Genomic DNA, 15272 nt, shown 5'->3' on the forward strand with positions numbered 1-15272 from the left:
GCACATGCGCGCCGGCCTCTTCCAGCCCGCGCCCGGTCACATGTCGGCAGGGCCACCGCCTGCGGGGACCGTGCCGCGGACGCGAATCCGGGTACGGGTTGGCAAACTCGCCGGCCAGGTCGAGGGCGTCGCGCAGGACGGTGAGGTCGTCGTAGCGCTTGGGCGAGTTGCCAAGCCGCCCGGCGGGCCGATTCGTCACTCGGCGTGGCCCCTCCACAACACCTGAGCCAGAACCTGAAAACAGATGACGCCAACCCAGTGAAAAGAGCACGACGTCCATCAGTCAGGCCCTTGTGGAGGTTCTCGCCGATCGCCTCGGCAGCGGCGCCAGGACGGCGTCTTCAGGCCAGGACCCCTTGCTGAACGGGCGGGCGGCCACCAGCCCCGTGCCCCGGAACGGCGGCCGCTCGGCCCTGGTGGGGCTAGTGCGCTCCGATGGTGGTCCTCGGGCTCTGTACGTCGCCGTAGTAGTGGCCGTTCAGCCAGAAACCGGCCGAGACCACGTAGGTGCCCGCCGGCGCATTCCAGTACTGGCTGTACCCGGCCGCTCCACCGTACCTTCCCGGGTAGGCCGTACCGGACGAGGCGTTGGTCGGGTAGTCGCAACCGAAGTCGTGAGCCCAGCGGCCGGTGTTGACGTCGATCGCGTGCGCGCAGTACTCGACGGTGCTGGTGGAGTAGTTTTCGAACGGGATCGTGGCGGAGATCGTGTAGCCGTTGTTCTCGACGTAGTAGCAGGAGTCGATCCAGACGTTGCCGGTGACGTACGCGTAGTCGTGCGTGGTCCATGACCGGCACGCGTGTGCGCTGTACGCCGGGGCGACGGCGTGGGTGCTGGACGACGGGGTGGCGGCATGGGCGCCGGACGCCGTGAGGAGGCTGCCGGCCAGGGAGGCCGCAACGGCTGCCGAGACGGTGAGTGCCTTCTTGAAACTCATAAGTACCTTCCAGTGTCGACGCTTTCGCGTGGTTCACGAGACCGATGAGCGTGAGCCTCGTTCCTCATCCGGTGCGTTCCTGCGCCGGTGACGAACTTCGGCTCAGTTCGGCCGTGCCGGCTCGGGCGGGCGTGGCCGCTTGGCCGGTGAGAGGCTGCGGTCCTACCAACCCATCGGTCAGCCATGGGCCTGGGCCACTCCGGTAGTGGTGACCGTGGCGACGGCCGTCGTCGCGGCCACCACTGCTGCCTTGACCGAACGTTTCATTGCTGTTCCCTTCGTTGCGCGGGAATGGCTGAGTGACCCACCGTGACGCTATGGACACGGATCCGTCGGCCGTCCTAGATTCGTCCTAGTGCCAGGTCAGCCAGGAGATCGGCGCTGATCGTGAAGTGCCGGGGGGAACATGAGATTTGGCGTGCTGGGGCCGTTACACGCCCGGATCACCGGGCGCGAGGTCCGATTAGACGGACAGCGGCAGGCCAAGATGCTGGCCGCGCTTCTGGTCGACGCCAACAACGTCGTCGCCATGGACCGGCTCGTCGCCGTGATGTGGGACGCGAAAGCACCCGCCACCGCGGTCCGTCAGGTCCAGGACGCTCTCTCCGGGCTGCGCCGCAACCTTGCCGCGTGCGGAGCCCCCAGCTCCTTGATCAGCACGCGGCGCGGCGGCTACCAGATTCACCTGGCCCCGGATCAGCTCGACCTACTGGAGTTCGACCACGAGCGATACCTCGCCGAACGGCACAAGGCCCCGTTCGAGACAGCTGTCGCACTGCGGCGCGCGCTGGCCTGCTGGCGCGGTAACGCCCTGGTCGACATCTCCAGCCGGGTCCTGGAGTTCGATGCGGCGCGGCTGAACGAGAAGCGCGCTGCCACGCACAAACTGTGTCTGAGCATCGAACTCGACCTGGGGCGCCATCGTGAGGTCATGGAGGAGCTGACCGGCCTGCTCCGCGAGCACCCCTACGACGAGCACGTCGCTGAACACTTGATGGTCGCCCTCTACCGGTGCCAGCGACAAGGCGAGGCACTGCAGGTGTACGAGCGGCTGCGCCAGACACTGGCAGGCGAACTCGGCGTCGACCCCACCCCGCAGATCCAGGCGCTGCATCGGCGCATCCTGGTCGCCGATCCCGCCCTGGCGGTCCCTGCCCCAGCGAGCGGTCCCTCGGACACACGACCGGAAAGTCCTGGCGCGACGGCCACCGAACCGGTCATGGCGATGCCGGTGCGCCAACTGCCGCTCGACGTGCCTGACTTCGTGGGTCGAGCCGACGCGCTGGCCGAGGTCGCCCGATTACTCGACGCGTCGGCGCCGAACCGGGCCCCGGTGGCCGTCATCGTGGGCGGTCCCGGTGTCGGCAAGTCCTGTCTGGTGACGCACGCCGCGCGGCTGGCGAGCGCCGCCTTCCCCGACGGTCAGCTCTACCTCAACCTCGCCGGGACTTCGGACGAGCCGCGGGACCCGGCGCTGATGCTGGCCGAGGCGCTGCGTGCACTCTCGATCGCCGGCAGCGCGATCCCGAACGGCCTGTCCGAACGGGCCGCGCTCTACCGGTCGTTGCTGGCGGACCGGCGAATGCTGGTGGTACTGGACGATGCCGGTCACGCCGATCAAGTGCTGCCGTTGCTACCGGGGGCCGACGGCTGTGCCGTGTTGATCACCAGCCGCACTCTGCTGACTCAACTTTCCGGCGCCCGGCACATCGACCTGGACGTGCTGAGCCCGGAAGAGGCGCGGGAGTTGTTCACCGGCATAGTCGGGCGGCGGCGGGTCGAGCGGGAACCCGCGGAGGCCGACGCGATCCTCGACTGCTGCGGCAACCTGCCGCTGGCGATCCGGATCGCCAGCGCCAAGCTCACCGGCCGCCCGGCCTGGTCGCTGCGGGTGCTGCGGGAACGGATCGAGGACGAGTCCCGGCGGCTGGCCGAGCTGAGGATCGGGGATCTCAGCGTGCGAGCCAGCGTCGAACTGAGCTTACGACTGCTGCCGGCCGACGCGGTGCGCGCGCTGAGCCTGCTGGGTCTGCTCGGCGCCTACACCCTGCCCGGCTGGGTGTTCGGCCCGCTACTGGACCGCTCGGACGCCGAGGAGGTGCTGGACACCCTCGTCGACGCCAGTCTGGTGCGGCTCACCGCCACCGACGCCATCGGCCAGCCGCGCTACCGGCTGCACGACCTGATCAGGACCTGTGCAGTGGAGATCGCCGCCCAGCTGCCGGCGACGGACAAGAGGGACGCGATCGTCCGGGTGCTGTCCGCCTGGCTCGATCTGGCCGGGCGCGGCACCGATCGGCTGCCCGCCGGACTCCTGGTCGGCGAGCCCGGATCGGCGCCGCGCCGGTCGCTACCCGACGCGGTCGTGGACCGGCTGATGGCCGACCCGGTCGGCTGGTTCGACGTGGAACGCGACACCCTGCTCGGCGCGGTGAAACTGGCCGTGGACTGGGGACTGGACGAGTTGGCCTGGGAGCTGGCGGCCGGCACGGTGACCTACTACGACCACCGGTGCCTGTATCAGGACTGGGAACACGGGCATCGGCTCGCGTTGGACGCGGCCGAGGCCGCCGGCAACGTGCGCGGCGCATCGGTGCTCCTGCGCGGACTCGGCCAGCTACACATCTACCGAGACGAGTTCGACCGGGCGACCCGTGCCCTGGAGTCCTCCGTCGGGCTGTGCCGGGACGGCGGGGACAAGCGCGGCGAGGCGTTGTCGGTGGCGATGCTGGGCACGGTCAGCCGGGTGCAGGGCCGTTACGCCGAGTCCGCCGATCGTGTCGAGCGGGCGCTGGCCATCGCGGTCGATGAGGGCGACCGGCACCTCGAAGCGCAGCTGTCCTGTTCGATGGCCGTGATGCGGCTCATGCAGGGCGAGCTCGACGAGGCGGAGTCCTGGTTCGGCGAGGCCTTGCGCCAGGCCAGGGCGCTCGACGACGGGCATCGGGTGGCTGTCGTGCTGCGGCGGTTCAGCCGGCTGTACGATCGGCGCGGTGATCCGGACGAGGCGCTGCGCTGCCTGCGGCAGGCGTTGGCCACCTTCGAGGAACTGGCCGACGAGCGGTGCGCCGCGTACACGCTGCTGGAAGTCGGCCGCGTCTATGCCGGTCAGCACGACCGGGACCGGGCGAGCCCGGCGTTGGAACGCGCGGCGGACCTGTTCCACCGGCACGGCGACCGCCAGGACGAGGCCGCGTGCTGGCAACTGATCGGCGACCTGGACGCCGCCGCCGGCGTCCACGATCTGGCGCGCCAGCACCGCGGGCGGGCGCGGCGGTTATGGCAGACGATCGGTGACGTAGACCAGACGAAGACTGCAGCCCCACCATCGTCGCCGTGACTTGGCGGGATTCGCCGTGCCGTCTCGCGTGCACCGCCCGAGAGCTTCGAAGGTCCCGTCGGGTCCGACCAGATGCTGCGCTTCCCCCGCGTCCACGGCTCCGAGACGGACAAGGGCGTCGACACCAGTGGCTTTGACGCTCTGACGTGGCCCCTCCGTTCCGGTCCGAACTGGCCCCGGATCGACGGCTGGAGGGGCGGAGTTCCGGCTCGGGCCAGCCCCGGGTTCCGGCCTGCACCGGCCCGATCAGTGGTTGCGCGACGGAGCTTGTGGGACAGGCTCGCTCGTCTGTTCCGCTCCCGCTGCCCGCTACTCCCCGCAACCGGCACGGCAGTGTGTGCATCTTGCCCAGGCCCGTTCACCCTGCCGGCCAGGGCCCACCCCGAAGTAGTTCAGCTTTCACGAGCACATAAGCTTCACACAGCATCCGGGCTCTCCACTGTTTCTTCACACCTCTCAGGAGAACGATCTCCGTGTTTCAGCGGAAATACTTCGGCGCGCTTGGCGCGGCTGCCATGTCCGTGGCGCTCGCCGCCTGCGGCAACACCGCCACGCCCACGGCCGCAAAGCCTGCCGCGTCGCACAGCTCCGCCACGTCCAGCCCGGCATCCCCCTCTCCGACTCCGCAGGCGGTGCTCCTCACAAAGGCGCAGCTCACGTCCGCTCTGCTGTCGCTGTCGCAGATGCCTGCCGGCTGGTCAACAGATGGCAGCTCCAGTACAGGCGACAAGACGTTCTGCAACTACCGCCAGCCGCACAAGGCGCAGGTTCAGGTCTCTCGCACCTTCCAAAAGGGCGGAGGGCTGACCGCCACCGTTGCGTCGGTGGGCATTCGGCAGTACGCGAGTGCGAGCGATGCCACCGAGTCCTTCACCGCGATGGAGAAGGCACTCGAGTCCTGTCACCAGGAGACCTACCAGGGGTCGGTACTGAAGTACTCGCCGATGAGCGTGGACAAGCTTGGCGACCGGTCCCTGGGTGTACGCATCGACAGCGACGGCGCCACGGTACTTCAGCAGTTCACCCTCGACGGGCCCACCCTGATCAACGTCGGCACCGGCGGCCTCGCGGACGCGGGAGCCGACACGGCCACCAAGCTTTTGCGTGACCAGGTCGACCGGTACGAGGCCGCAGCCCGCAAGTAGGGCAGGCTGCGAGAGCCGAAGTCCTCCGCAGCGCAAACACAGCTGCGGAGGACTTCATGTCTGTGCGGTGCCATCGCTTCGTCACGCCGGTCAGTTGTCGCTTTCCATCGCGCCGGCGTGCAGGTCGAGGGTCCAGTTCTGGCCGACGAGATCGTGGCCGAAGCTATGGTGGCGTTCCTCGTGGGCAAGGGTGAAGCCGAAGCTCTGGTAGATCTTGCGCGCCGCCACCAGCACGTCGTTGGTCCACAGCGTCACCTGTTCGTAGCCCGATTCACGGGCGAAGGCCAGGCAGTCCGCGACCAGGCGCGTCCCGAGACGGAGGCCCCTGCCCTCCGGAGTGACGAGCAGGATTCGCAACTTGGCCACCTTCGGCTGGTCGCCGGCAACCAGAAAGATGCAGCCCACACGCCGACCGTCGAGCTCGGCGACCCAGGCCGCCTCGCGGGCCGGGTCATGCTTGGCGCCGTAGCCGGCGACGATCTTGGCGACCAGGACCTCGAAGTCGGTGTCCCATCCCATCTGCTGGTGGTAGACCTCGCCGTGGGCCATCACCACCCAACCCAGGTCGCCGGGACGGTCCGCGCGACGCACGACGACTTGTTTCTGATCTTGCTGCGACATGAGCTGCTCTCCCTGGCTCGTGATCGCTCTCCCCACGCACTGAAACAGTTGTTTCAGTTGCGTTAGGCTAGCTGCGTGCCCCAGGAATCGCCAACCCCCTCCGCCCGGCAGACCGAGCTGCTTGAGGCGGCCTACCGGTACGCACTCGCCCACGGCCTGACCGACCTGTCACTGCGCCCGCTGGCCGAGGCCATCGGCTCCAGCCCGCGAGTCCTGCTCTTCCTCTTCGGAAGCAAGGACGGCCTGCTGCAGGCACTGCTGGAGCGTGCCCGCGACGACGAACTGGCGCTCCTGGCCCGGGCCAGGCAGCCCGAACGCCCCGCCGGGCTGGTCCCGGCCGTCGAACGGGTCTGGGCGTGGCTCGCCGCGAAGGAGCACCGGCCACTGCTGCGGCTGTGGGCCGAGGCGTACGCGCGCTCCCTCGTCCAGCCCGACGGTGCCTGGGCCGGGTTCGCCCGTGCGACGGTGGAGGACTGGCTCGGCGTCCTGGCCGACTGCCAGCCACCGTCCGAACGTGACAGCGAGGATGGTGCCGCCCGCCGCACCTTGGCCCTGGCCGTACTGCGAGGCGCTCTGCTCGATCTCCTCGCCACGGACGACGAGAAGCGGCTCACCGAGGCCGTCTTGCACCAGCTCACTCTGCTGCGGTACTGAATCGGGGGGCGCACCGCCCGTGTGGACCAGGCCATCCACTACGCCGACATCGCCGACCGCAGCATGAGAGGCATGATGCGCTGGTGCCGGGTCAGTCCAGGTTCCGGTCAGATCGGCCAACGATGAAGCAGGGTGGCCCGGAGGCAATGCTCGGTGATCTCGTCGGCGGGGCGGCGGAGGGTCCAGCGGTGGATCCCGCCGTCCATGGGCAGGACCTCGACGACGGTTTCCAGGGGTGGGTAGCCGAGTTCGCCGCAGGCGAGTTGGCGGATCACGATGGCGGTGTCGTCGTCCAGGCCGAGCAGAGCGCGCACGGTGTCCCTCAGTTCGCGCAGGTGCGGACTCGGCCAGGCGATTCCTGGGCGTGGTTCCAGGTACATGGGGGATACCTCTTGTTCCGGGAAGAGTGGCGGGTGACGTAGACGGCAGGCTTCGCCGTGGTGGTTCATTCGGATGGTGTGCGGGTGGTGGCCCGGTTCCAGATCGGCGGCCTGACGGGTGGTCGGGCAGCGCGGTGTCTGGCCACGATCATCTGCCAAGTCGCGAGGAGCAGTAGCGTGCCGGTTTCGGCGACGAGGCTGAGGGCGGCCTGTGGTGCGGGCTGCAGACCGCGCTCGGTGAATCCGAACACGCCTACGGTGCGCGAGGCCGTGAAGCCGCCCAGGGCCCCGAGCGCGACGCCTGCCGCGGCGGCCCTGAACAGCAGGGGTGGTGTCCCCATCATCAGCAGCAGGGTGGCGAGCGCGAAGGAGGCGCTGGCCTGGAGGAGGAACAGGGGGCCGATGATGGGGATGAAGCGGTACTCGTCGACGTAGAGCTGGGCGTGGATGTATCCGCCGGCGGCGAGGGTTGCGGCAGTCGCCCACCGCAAGGCGAGGGTGGGGAGTCTTCGGGTGTTCATGCCAGCCTCTGATCCTTGATGGCCAGTTCGCGGTCGCCTTGGCGGTAGCCGACGCTGCGAATGCCGAGTACGTCTTTGAGCTGTCGGGCGGGGACGACCTGCGGGGTGGGGGCGGGGGCACGGCCCGGTTTGGGCAGTGGGTAGGCGGTGGTGGTGGCGGAGTGGAAGGTGATGTTGCCGTCTGTCTTGGTGAACAGTTGGTGGACGTGCCCGTTGAGACAGGTGACGGAGGAAAAGCGGCGTAGGAGGGCGATGACCTTGAGGGCGTCGTCGGTGCTCCAGCCCCACCGCGGGTACATGGCGAACAGCGGGATGTGGCTGAACACCACGATGGGGGTGTCCGACGACAGTCCGGCGACGTCTTTGCGGACGAAGTCGATCTGGTCGTTGCCGAGGTGGCCGAGTTTCTCCAGGCTCAGAGTGTTGACCAGGGCGATGAAGTGCACGCCGTGGGCGTCGAAGCTGTACCAGCCCTCGCCGAGTGTGCCCATGCCGAAGGTCCGCCGGTAGGCGCGGCCCGCATCGCCGATGGAGTCGTGCTCGCCCGGCACGGTGAAGACGCGGTCTGTCTTCATTGCCGCCATCATCTGCTTGACCTGGTCGAACTGCCCGGCCGTGGACAGGTGGGTCAGGTCGCCGCTGTGCATGACGAAGTCAGGCCTGAATCCGAGCGAGTTGACCTGGTTGATCGCTTCGGTGAAGGAGCCGGCCACGTCCGTGTTCGCCGGGCCCTGGAACCCGATATGGCTGTCGGACACCTGCACGAACCTCAGCGCGCCGGTTCCCGCCGCGGCGGCCCCGGCGTTGGCGGCCCGGGAGTCGGCGATATGGCTGATCACCTCCCCACTGGCCACGGTCAGCACTACCGCGCCACCGAACCACCCTGCGTGCCGCAGGAGTTGGCGTCGAGTCATGCCGTGTTCGCCTTGGGGCCGACGGGCGTCGTCGGCCGGTGCTCCGTCGTGATTGTCGCGGTAGTCGGTCATCAGGTCACCTCCACGGTGCCGGTCATGAACGGATGGATGGTGCAGAGGTAGGCATAGGTGCCGGGTTTGGTGAACGTGTAGCTGTAGGTGGCGTGGGTGGCCAGGGCGGCGGAATGCAACGGGCCGCCCGATGCGGTGCTGGTGACGGTGTGCGGGTCGGTGTCCTGATTGGTCCAGGTCACCGTCGTGCCCGCTTTGACCTTCAGCGTGGTCGGGGAGAATGCGAAGTTCTTGATCGCCACAGCGCTGCCATTCACCGGCGCGGCCGGCGCGCCCGTGCTCGATGGGCTCATGGGCATGGTCATGCTGGGCATCGGCGAGGCGCCGGGAGCGGTGCCCGCTGTGTTCCCCGGCACCGTGACACCTGGCATTCCCGCCGTCTGGTGCTGACCCGGCCCGGGTGTGATGGTGCCGGCTCCGGTGGACGAGGAGTGCGGCGACTGGCCGCATGAGCTGAGGATCCCCAGCGCGCCGGCAGTGGCGACGGCAAGTCCGGCCGCGGCACGTGATCGCCGGCCGGGTGTGCGGAAGTTCAGATGCATGGTGTTTGTTCCTCACTGATCGAGCGGAGACGGGGGCTGCGCCGGCGGAGGGCGCAGGCAACCGCAGGGATGTGTGGTGGATGTCGTGTTCACGGGTGCGTGCCCCTCACGGCCCCCCGAACGAGCACGGGTGCTACCCCGTACCGGCCGCGGCCCTCGACGTGCCTCGCGCTGGGCATCCGCCCTTGCGCGCCGCGAAGGTGCGGGCGGCATGCGGCAGTTCCCCCTGCGGGGAGCCGCGAGGGGCTCGGGGCGGGTCGGTGGTGCCTGTACGGATGGTGCGCGCGCTGGGCCAGGTGGCGTTCTGCCCCCGTGGCTGCGCTTCCCTCGCGCAGAGCCGTCGACGTGATGTGCGCCGGGCACCGGCCGGGGCTGCGCGGTGCCGCCGAGTTCGATCCGCGGAGGTGGGCTGATCGCGGTCGAACCCGGGAGCACGTAAGGGGCGCGGTGAATCTCGGTCACCTCTGACCCATCCTTTGTCATATGGGAATCGATGAGGAATGAGGCGCAAGTGGGCCCTTGTCCGCATCCACGGACGGCGAGGGCCTCACGGTTCGGTAGATATGCACTTTTTATGAGATCTCTTGGTGTCGCCGCAGATCAGCCGGTCTCCCCCGGACCCCGCGCACGCTTGACCCCGGTGGCGCCGTAAGGCCCGGCACGGGCATATCGCCCAACGGCGGCCACAGAGAGTCACCTCCTTCACGCCGTGCGCTACGGGACAAAGCGAGGCATGTGCGTAATGATCGGTCTATGCCCTGGAGTTCCCGAAAACGTGGTCCACGGACCGATCCGGATCGCTCCGCGCACCGTGTCTCTGGTAAAGGGACCCTTTCGACCGCAGACGAGGAACTGCTGCGCACTCTGTATGCGGAGCACGCAGGGCCCCTGTTCCACTACGTGCTGCGACTGACCTCGGGAGATTGGCAATGGGCGGAGGATGTGGTGCAGGAGACGCTGCTGCGGGCATGGCAGCATCCCGCCGCGTTCGACCCCGCACGCGGCCCGGCCCGGGCATGGCTGTGTACGGTCGCGCGGCATCTGGTCATCGACGCCCACCGGGCCCGGCAGGCCAGGCCGACCGAGGCCGGCGGCGATGCGCTGGAGCGAGCCGCCGAGCAGCAACCGGGCGAGGACGAGATCGAGCAGGCACTGCAGAGCTGGGCGGTTGCCGAGGCCGTCCGGTCACTGTCCCCGGACCACCGCGCCGTCCTGCTGGAGACCTACTACCGGGGTCGGACCATGGCCGAGGCCGCACAGGTGCTGGGCATCCCGCTGGGCACCGTGAAGTCACGGACGTACTACGCCCTGCACGCCTTGCGGCTGGCGCTCCAGGAGCGGGGGATCGAGCCATGACCGTGGCGGGCAGGAGGCGGCGACCATGAGTGCGGAGCACGACGCCCTCCGGCTGGCGCTGGGAGGGTACGTCCTGGGCACGCTGCCCTCGGGGGAGATGGAACGTGTGCGCGTCCACCTCGCGGAATGCGCCGATTGCCGGGCCGAACACACCCAGCTGGCGGGGTGCCTCGCGCTGCTGGCGACAGTGACCGAAGCCGAAGTCTCAGGCCAGAGGGTGCCGACGGCTGACGGCGACCTGGCCGACCGGCTGGTGGCACGGGCAGCCGAAGACGCGCAGGGCCCCCTGCCCGAACTGCCCGGTGTGCCCGCAGGGTCGCAGGCGCCGCAGGGGGGTGTGCTGGAGAGGTTGCTCCAGCAGGCTGCGGCCCGGCGCCGCAGGACCTGGCGTCTGCAACTGGCCGGCGCTGCCGCCTCGCTGACCTTCATCGCGGCAGCGGCCGGCGGCACATGGCTGGCGGCTGTCGGATCCCTGGGCAGTCAGGCGACGCCCCCCGGGCCGACCGCGCCGGCCCCCTGGCGCACCTTCTCCGGAAGCGATCCCACCACCGGCGTCTCCGCCTCGGTGAAGGTCTCGCCCTCGGCCTGGGGCAGTGTCCTGCAGGTCTCCGCCAAAGGGGCACCCGCCGGAATCACCTGCCGGCTTCAGGCGGTCGGGCCCGGCGAAACGAGGGCGGACGGCGCCACCTGGCGGGCAGGCGAGTACCCTCCCGGCACCACGATCCCAGGGGCGGTTCCCATGTCCCCGGGAACCATCGAGCACTTCGAGATCATCGCAGGCAACGGTCAGAAGCTCGTCACAATCCACGCGTGAAGTGTGGGGAGCCCACGCGACCCCGTCGTCGGAGCGGGCTCCTGGCGCACCGATCGACTCCTCGCGCCCCGGCGCGGGTCGCCGGAAAGGCGTACCGCCCGCGACAGGGCCACCCGCGGCGCACCTCGGGCGTCCACCCACCGCCCCGCCACGGGTGCGGTTGTCGGGTATGAGCGCACGGCGGCGCAAGAGCGCCGCGTGTCCGGAGGCCCCGCAGGCCGACGCCGGTACCTCTCCGGCCGCAGGCTGATCAGCGCCACGGGCTGGGTGGCGGCTGGTGGCCCAAGCGGCTGCCATCCACCGGGAAAGGTCTCCTCCGCGGCCGGGCTGATCGAGGCGAAAGCCGTCCGGGCGTAACGACCAGCGGGTCGAGGGGCGGACGCATGCGGTCGTCGATGTGGCAGCTGAGATGCCACACGTTCCCAGGACCGGTCAGGTGCTGCAGTTGCTCGGCCTGCACAATCTGTCAGCAAAGGACTGTGTCGGCACCGGGGCAGTTCCACGGCTCGGTCCCGGGGCTCTGGCCCGCTGCCGTCACACGGCGTCCGGGCAGTGGCAGGCCGCCCACCCCGCAGGGCCCCCGGTTCCTGCTCAGGGCGCGCCTACGGTTTCCGGGAGCTGGTGGGCCTCATCCCCGGCTCAGGCGAACCGGCCCAGTCCTCAGACGGCTTGATGCATGAGCGCGCCGACGGAGCATGCAGCCAAGTCATCGACATTCACGCGACCCACCAAAAAATCCAGCAAAAGGGGCGAACAACTCGAACCGTTCCGTGTGCGTCGACCGTGGAACTGAATGAGCGCGCCCGTACAGGATCGAGCCCACCGACCGCCCCCGAAGGCGTTGGCGGGTCTCCCCCATTCCGGTCTCCGCACATCCACAGAAGAGTCAGAAGACCATGTTTGTGACCGACTCCCCCAGCCCTAGTTCACTGCTCGGCCAGCCCTGCGACCACCGGGCGCTGCTCACCCTGCCCGCGCGGGAGGCACACGTCCCCGCCGCTCGTCACTTCGCGGCCGATCTGCTGGCGACCTGGAGTGTGCCCTCAAGCGAGCGGGACTCCGCCGTACTCATCATCGACGAACTCGCCGCCAACGCCGCCCAGTACGGCCGCGAGCGCATGACCCTGCTGCTCGTCCTCGACCACGGCACTCTGCACATCGTGGTCAGTGACTCCGGCATGGCAGTGGAGCGCCCCCGCCCTGACATCGCCCCAGACGAACACGGCCGCGGCACCGGCATCGTCCAGTACCTCGCCCAGTCGACGGAGATCCACCAGACACGCAGCGGCTGCGAGGTCCGCGCCTGCCTGAGGTGTTCGGCATGAGCGGCCCGGACGTTCCGCGCGAGCTGCGGCGCCGGGTCACCGGACGGCCCCGCACGTGGGTCTTCACGACCCACATGCCGTGCCCCGTCGACGGCTGCCGGGGCCCGGCCCGAGTTCCTATGCGGTCCGCGGCGCATCCACCGGCCCTCGAACACGGCGCCCCCGACCACGACACGATGCCGTGTCGACGCTGCGGCACCGGCCCCTACGTACGGGCGGAGTGGTGAGCGTGGACGTCACCCCGAACAGCCGCGAGGACATCGGCGCCCCGCCTGCGCACGAGGCGTACGCGAACGGGCCCGATCTGCGCCGCGAGATGCACCAAGTGCTCGCTCTCGGGGCCCAACGCGACGGCCGCCAGGCCAGGCCCGTCACCGGCCCCCCGGTCGACGCGACGGCCGCCGAACGGGCCTGGCTGCTGCGCCGGGCGGCCCTCATGGACCGGATGGCCCTGGATGACCCCGGCCCCGGCCCGGTCGCAGCCGCCGCAGAAACCGCCGAGCAGCTCGTGCTGCACGACCGCCGCCATCCCGACCCGGTGGCCGGCCCGCTCCACCCCGACGCGATCACGCTCGCCTCCAGCCGTCGCCTCTACGTCCGCCAGGAGTACGCCGCCTGGACGGCCGCCGGGCGCCCCGGAACTGAACCACCCCGACCCGTCAGGAAGAAGAACACATGAGTGAGACATCGCTCCGGGAACCCGGCTGTGCCTTCGGCCGCACGGACCATCCCGACGGGTTCGAGCAGGCGCCGTTCCACCACGGCGGCAAGGGCGCTGCCTGTCCTGCCGACAATCAGCTGCGGGAGCATGCCGGCACCGGCGAGGTCTGCCTCGATGTCCGGGACCTGACTGTGGTCGCGGGCCATGGCCACAGAATCCTCCACGAGGTGTCCTTCCCCGTCGGCGAGAGGTGTCTGCTCGCGGTAGTCGGCCCCAGCGGGGCAGGAAAGTCCACGCTCCTCAACGCCCTCACCGGCCTGCGCCCAGCGGATTGCGGCACGGTGCTGTACGACGGACGTGACCTCTACCGCAACTACGCCGAACTCCGCCGGCGCCTCGGGCTCGTCCCTCAGGACGACATCCTGCACACGCAGCTCACCGTGCGGCGCGCCCTCGGCTACGCGGCCCAGCTGCGCTTTCCGCAGGATACTGCGCCCGCACAACGGCAGGTACGGGTCGAGGAGGTCATCCGGGAACTGGGCCTGGAAGAACGCGCCGACCGGCCCATCCACAGTCTCTCCGGGGGCCAGCGCAAACGCGTCAGCGTGGCCCTGGAGCTGCTGACCAAGCCGTCCCTGTTGTTCCTCGACGAGCCGACCTCCGGCCTCGACCCCGGAATGGACCGCTCGCTGATGCGCATGCTGCGCCGCCTCGCGGACGATGGACGAACAGTCGTCGTTGTCACCCACAGCGTGCTCAGCCTCGACGAATGCGACCTCCTGCTGGTACTCGCACGTGGCGGCGAAGTCGCCTACTACGGACCGCCGTCCGAGGCCCTGCCCTTCCTCGGCTTCGCGGACTGGCCGGAGGCATTCGAGGCGTTCGAGACGGCGGGCGACCGCGCATGGGCGAAGGAGTACCGGCACTCACCTCACCATCAGCGCTACGTCACGGACTTCAGCATGCAGCAACCCGCCTCCCGCACCCAGACCCGGCAAGCAGGACCAACCCTGCGGCGGCAGACGTGGGGCGCCCAGCTCGGCACGCTGGCCAGACGCCACGCTGCCGTTCTTGGCGCCGATCGTGCCTTCCTGAGCGTCATGATCGCACTTCCCGCAGTGATGGGCGTCCTGACCCGGTTCATCGCCGGCAGCCGGCTGACCCGTGACACGGCAACCAGCGCCCTGCTTGTCCTGTGCATCGGCGCCGTACTGACCGGCGCGGCCAACGCCGTGCGCGAGCTGGTCAAGGAAAACGTGATCTACCAGCGGGAGCGAGCCGCCGGCCTGTCCAGATCCGCCTACGTGATGTCCAAGATTCTGGTCCTCGGCACCATCACAGTGATCCAGGCCGCCGTGCTCGCGCTGGTGGCACTCTCCGGTGTCGATCTGAACGCGCCACGGGGCCTGGGGGTACTGATGCCGCCGCTTGCCGAAATCGCCCTCGTGCTGACACTCCTGGCTTTCGCGGCAATGACGCTCGGCCTCCTCCTCTCAGCGCTCGTACACAAACAGGAGGTGACCATGCCCCTGCTCGTACTGCTGGCCATCGTCCAAGTGGTCTTCTGCGGCGCCCTGGTGAAACTCCACGGAAGGCCCCTGGTCGAATACCCGGCATGGCTGACGCCCTCCCGATGGGCGTTCGCCGCGATGGCCGGAACCATCCAGCTTGCCTCCATCCTCCCGGACAAGAAGGTGAAAACCGATCCGCTCCTGCAACACACGGCCGCCGCATGGCTCCTGAGTACCGGCATGCTGCTCTTGCTGTCCATCGTCTTCGCGATGGCCGTCGCCTGCCTGCTACGGCGCCACGAACCCGCCATCATGCGGAAGTAGAGCCCCGGCAGGAGCCCGCCCCCGGGCCGGCCCGGTCCGGGGCATGAGCCCACCCGTCCCAGTGAGAAGGTGAAGACTATGTTCCGCAACGCACTTGAGCCGTGGCACCTGGTGCTCCTGGTTCTGGTGATCGTCCTCGTGTTCGGCTCGAAGA

The 15272-nt window shown here is 69.3% G+C and carries 14 protein-coding genes; 8 read left to right on the top strand and 6 right to left on the bottom strand.

What is annotated here, in order from left to right:
- Positions 1–422: 422 nt before the first annotated feature.
- Positions 423–938 (bottom strand): hypothetical protein, encoded by a 516-nt coding sequence (locus ACFYX0_RS39015; protein ID WP_388978313.1) that lies wholly within the window; start codon positions 936–938, stop codon positions 423–425.
- 418 nt (positions 939–1356) lie between these two features.
- On the opposite strand from ACFYX0_RS39015, the gene ACFYX0_RS39020 reads away from it, so the two are divergent.
- Both ACFYX0_RS39020 and ACFYX0_RS39025 read left to right on the top strand, forming a co-directional pair.
- Positions 1357–4278 carry a BTAD domain-containing putative transcriptional regulator gene (locus ACFYX0_RS39020; protein ID WP_388978316.1) on the top strand — a complete coding sequence of 974 codons (2922 nt, stop codon included), beginning with the start codon at positions 1357–1359 and terminating at the stop codon, positions 4276–4278.
- A gap of 473 nt (positions 4279–4751) precedes the next feature.
- Positions 4752–5423, top strand: coding sequence for a hypothetical protein (locus tag ACFYX0_RS39025; RefSeq protein WP_388978319.1), 672 nt, complete (start codon positions 4752–4754; stop codon positions 5421–5423).
- 90 nt (positions 5424–5513) lie between these two features.
- Here the strand turns inward: ACFYX0_RS39025 and ACFYX0_RS39030 are convergent, their stop codons facing one another.
- Positions 5514–6044: a GNAT family N-acetyltransferase gene (locus tag ACFYX0_RS39030; RefSeq protein WP_388978322.1), complete on the bottom strand. Its 531-nt coding sequence runs from the start codon at positions 6042–6044 to the stop codon at positions 5514–5516.
- Positions 6045–6119: 75 nt separating this feature from the next.
- Here ACFYX0_RS39030 and ACFYX0_RS39035 point away from each other — a divergent pair, with 75 nt between their 5' ends.
- Positions 6120–6698, top strand: coding sequence for a TetR/AcrR family transcriptional regulator (locus ACFYX0_RS39035; RefSeq protein WP_388978325.1), 579 nt, complete (start codon positions 6120–6122; stop codon positions 6696–6698).
- Between the two features lie 107 nt (positions 6699–6805).
- On the opposite strand, the gene ACFYX0_RS39040 is transcribed toward ACFYX0_RS39035, so the two are convergent.
- From ACFYX0_RS39040 to ACFYX0_RS39055, 4 genes are all read right to left on the bottom strand, one after another.
- Positions 6806–7078, bottom strand: coding sequence for a hypothetical protein (locus ACFYX0_RS39040; RefSeq protein ID WP_388978327.1), 273 nt, complete (start codon positions 7076–7078; stop codon positions 6806–6808).
- A 65-nt stretch (positions 7079–7143) separates the two neighbouring features.
- Positions 7144–7599 (bottom strand): hypothetical protein, encoded by a 456-nt coding sequence (locus ACFYX0_RS39045; RefSeq protein ID WP_388978329.1) that lies wholly within the window; start codon positions 7597–7599, stop codon positions 7144–7146.
- Entirely contained in the window at positions 7596–8585 is a 990-nt protein-coding gene (locus tag ACFYX0_RS39050) for a metallophosphoesterase family protein (protein ID WP_388978331.1), read from the bottom strand. Before ACFYX0_RS39050 ends, ACFYX0_RS39045 begins: the two co-directional genes overlap by 4 nt.
- The gene (locus ACFYX0_RS39055) at positions 8585–8890 is read right to left on the bottom strand and encodes a plastocyanin/azurin family copper-binding protein (protein WP_388978334.1); all 306 of its coding nucleotides are present in this window, start codon (positions 8888–8890) and stop codon (positions 8585–8587) included. The genes ACFYX0_RS39050 and ACFYX0_RS39055 overlap by 1 nt, the downstream gene beginning before the upstream one ends.
- 990 nt (positions 8891–9880) lie before the next feature.
- On the opposite strand from ACFYX0_RS39055, the gene ACFYX0_RS39060 reads away from it, so the two are divergent.
- The 5 genes from ACFYX0_RS39060 (at position 9881) to ACFYX0_RS39080 (ending at position 15118) form a co-directional block, all read left to right on the top strand.
- Positions 9881–10483: a sigma-70 family RNA polymerase sigma factor gene (locus ACFYX0_RS39060; protein WP_388978337.1), complete on the top strand. Its 603-nt coding sequence runs from the start codon at positions 9881–9883 to the stop codon at positions 10481–10483.
- Positions 10484–10508: 25 nt separating this feature from the next.
- A complete protein-coding gene (locus ACFYX0_RS39065) occupies positions 10509–11297 on the top strand; it encodes a zf-HC2 domain-containing protein (RefSeq protein WP_388978340.1) in 789 nt (262 codons plus the stop codon).
- Between the two features lie 896 nt (positions 11298–12193).
- Complete coding sequence (locus ACFYX0_RS39070) at positions 12194–12622, top strand: ATP-binding protein (RefSeq protein WP_388978342.1); 429 nt, start codon at positions 12194–12196, stop codon at positions 12620–12622.
- Between the two features lie 229 nt (positions 12623–12851).
- Complete coding sequence (locus ACFYX0_RS39075; protein ID WP_388978345.1) at positions 12852–13301, top strand: hypothetical protein; 450 nt, start codon at positions 12852–12854, stop codon at positions 13299–13301.
- Complete coding sequence (locus ACFYX0_RS39080) at positions 13298–15118, top strand: ATP-binding cassette domain-containing protein (protein ID WP_388978347.1); 1821 nt, start codon at positions 13298–13300, stop codon at positions 15116–15118. The genes ACFYX0_RS39075 and ACFYX0_RS39080 overlap by 4 nt, the downstream gene beginning before the upstream one ends.
- Positions 15119–15272: the final 154 nt, after the last annotated feature.

The organism is Streptomyces sp. NPDC002573, from assembly GCF_042889625.1.
In the GTDB taxonomy this organism is placed as follows: Bacteria; Actinomycetota; Actinomycetes; order Streptomycetales; family Streptomycetaceae; genus Streptomyces; species Streptomyces gibsoniae.